The organism is Salinicola aestuarinus (assembly GCF_003206645.1).
Classification (GTDB): domain Bacteria; phylum Pseudomonadota; class Gammaproteobacteria; order Pseudomonadales; family Halomonadaceae; genus Salinicola; species Salinicola aestuarinus.
In genome coordinates, this window is sequence record NZ_PZJP01000016.1 from 1 (window position 1) to 3158 (window position 3158).

General features: G+C 50.1%; 3 protein-coding genes. All 3 read right to left on the reverse strand.

The genetic code is table 11. The annotated features are described in order from the left end of the window. Nucleotides 1-1958 (reverse strand): T6SS phospholipase effector Tle1-like catalytic domain-containing protein (locus DOM41_RS17570; RefSeq protein WP_157956953.1); only part of this gene is annotated, 1958 nt, incomplete at its 3' end. Then, entirely contained in the window at nucleotides 1955-2734 is a 780-nt protein-coding gene (locus DOM41_RS15440) for a DUF3304 domain-containing protein (protein ID WP_110687759.1), read from the reverse strand. The genes DOM41_RS15440 and DOM41_RS17570, both read right to left, overlap by 4 nt. Nucleotides 2735-2832: 98 nt before the next feature. Further along, on the reverse strand, nucleotides 2833-3158 hold a 326-nt coding region (locus tag DOM41_RS17575), incomplete at its 5' end, for a hypothetical protein (RefSeq protein WP_157956954.1).

The window sequence follows — 3158 nt, forward strand, 5'->3', positions numbered from 1 at the left end:
GGCGGTGGCTTCGAGATCCCTCCCAAATTATCCATGGGCGGAATCTGTCCTGTCCTTTCATAAAACTCCGCTCTTTGACGCTCCTCCGATGTCATAGAAATATAACTTCTAACATAATGATTCTGGTGATTATCTATCATGTGCTTTCGTTCCACCAAGGCTCGAAGGTAAGCAATGGCTTCATCTCGACTCTCCCACTCACTCAGAAAACCCGCAATCGAGTCATGCACATACAAATCCATCATGGTAGATACGGCCTCTGGCGGCGCGCCCAGGCTAGACTTGAACTCTGAAATCCTGCGCCAATCATCGAGCACTGAGGGATCGAACCCTCTTTCCTTGATGATCCACCCAGACCCCATCACTAGGTAATCTTGCACAGCATGGCTAGCCTGCCTCCAAAAACCTCTATTCGATACATCTTCCCAATGAGCAAACCTTTCCAGCTCTTCACAAAATTGGCTATAGCTACTCAATAAGTTATTTTTCTCATACTGGGAGGCACGCTGATAACTTTGCAGAAGTGATACACCCCCTTTTTTGTGGTTATCCAGGCGCCATTCAATATTTCGACGCCAGTGCTCGCGAATAATCGTCCCGGTCTCACCTGACTTTACCGCAAACTGGTCAATATAGTTATTGAAATCGGTGATTAACAGAGACGACATCTCAAAGCCAACTTGATGTTCCGGCAAGGCTTGCTCAAGTTTAAATGGCACACCCGATAGCCGGGCATCCCGATACATGACGGCAAGCGGAACACGAGAAATCATATCTCGGCCAATGGCGTCTACCCCTTTCCCTTGACTACCCGGCCTGTAGCCGCCCCCCAAGTCGGAATGAACGCCGGGAAATACCAACTCCTCTCCGTTATTGGCAATGGAGCGATCATTGTAGATAGAATCTAGAGGGAATAATCTTCGGTTTTCATGCGCAGAGACGAGATGTAGGCAACGGGCAACCTCCGGTGGGATCGCCAGTGACTCCTCTGCGTCAGACCAGCCCGCGTGTCCATCACTGATAGGCAATAGATGCGCAAGACCCACTGAAGCGACGGTATCGAACAATCCCAGAAAATCGAAAGTGACCGGAAATCCCGCCAAGGTAAGGCCATTACTGTTCGTCAAGCTTGCGTCGAGTCGACAGAGCCTGATCAACCAATTCGCAAAGACACGCGACAGAGCGGCTCCACGTGAAAACCCGAAGGCCGATAGATAAATGTTTTTGACGATGCCTGGGTCTTTATTCTGTGGCGGCTCACCGGAAGCGCCCGCCATATGGGGCCGTATCGCTTGGTGCAACTGCTCCAACCAGCGAACTAACGCCCTAGGTATCTTTAAGGAAGAGTCCATCATATCAGCGGCCCCCAATGAAGACAGGGGATCTCTTCGTAGCGAATAAGCCGTCATTTCACCGACAACACTGACTCGCCGCACCTCATTGTTGTATATTAAAGATCGATTGAGAAAATAACGGCTTATGGAATTGACTACCTGGGCAAGGCCCCAAAGGATTCTAATCTGTCCTAGTCGCCCCGTACCGCCACCCAAGGTTTCATCCCAGAACCCCTCACCAGAATCGCCAACTGCCTCAAATCGTGTGCCGACACCGGGTGCGTAGATGCGGAAAAAGTTGTCGTAATCAGAAAGGTTGGTTTGCCAATCGGTTTGTGGTGGGAGAACGCCTGGCACGCTCTGTCCGGGAAAGGCACTGTAGAGCCGTGCCACGTTCGACTGACTATCGTCATCTCGGTCTAGGCTATCGGCGTAGTTATTGCCTGTGCCATCAAAAAAAATACCAAAAAATAAACTCGCGTCACATGGCCGTAGACCATTTTGAGGGCGCTCTCTACTCTCAAAGTAACGTAAATCTTGATTATCTTGCTCAGAAAAGAATGTATTTTTCTCTGAAGGTTTTTCATAAACTCTAGCTATCGGAGCTATCAACCTTGCACTCATGGCCTCGCATCCTTCAGCACCTGCATCTCATGTTCATCAGACTCGAGATTACTCTTTAAGTAGCCTTCTAAAAAAGACTCAAACCGAGAATCACCCGGCCCGGAAAACCTATCCAGAACATCAGCCGCCCGAACTCTTTCAAACAATTCCCAATATTCATTGAGCGCATTTTCGCGATCATGATTAAACTTCGTTAAACCACGCCGATCTCGCTCCAGGCGATTCTCGACCACTGCTATTTTTTTATCGATTACTTTACTTTTGTACTGATCAGAAGCCACCGGCCATCCCTTGACCTCACCTGGAAAATCTTCATGCGGTGGTGACAGATCGCTGACAACCACATTGGCTTTCTTGTCCGGCAAAAACTGAACCCACAGTGTGCCGCTCGCCGGCGTTTCGTATTTCGGCACATCGACGTGAATCGTTTCTGTCAATGTCCCTTCCGCTTGACGCCTGGCAAGAGACGCTGAAATTTCATCGCCCGTCTCGCCTTCCAGCGGGTATCTTACGACCACATCGACCTTCAACCCTTCATGCCACTCTTGGGGCATTTGATAGCAACAGCGAGTACCACCCGCGCTATAGGGGGTCAAAGATTCACCATTGCCTCGATTTTTCTCATTGTTCGGATCGATAACGTAAAACCCACCGATGCCGCTTCCGGCATAATCCACGCCCGTGACATTGAGATCGGCAGTATCGTCACCCGAGCCACAGGCCGATAACGACGCTAGCATTACCAAACCCATCAAAATTTGAGTAGCTTGGCGCATTTAACAGCATCCTCTTCAGTCTTTTGGAATATCTAGAAAGACACCCTCTGAGGGGCCATCTTTATTATCGATCGTGGCCTAGCGGATTCGCTCCTAACTCAAGTCAACCATCCCTCTTTCATTGCCGAATCTCTGCAGCACTGCACCTGATCTGGATAATCTGCTTTCAGTAAAGCAGCGCCGTCCAGCACGCTGACAATCCACTGGTAGCGTCGGCATGGCGTTTCAAAAGCGTCATGCAGCGCTGACTCGTTACGACGTAACCCGTCGATCAACGCATCGATACGGTTCATATCGAGTAGCATTTGTGTCTGTCGGTCATCGAGACGAATGCTGCTCGCAGGATTAGGCTCGGCCGTGGTCACGGCACCGTGTTTGAGATCGAGTTCACGCCATCCTGCAGCCGGCTGGGCCATCAGCGTCT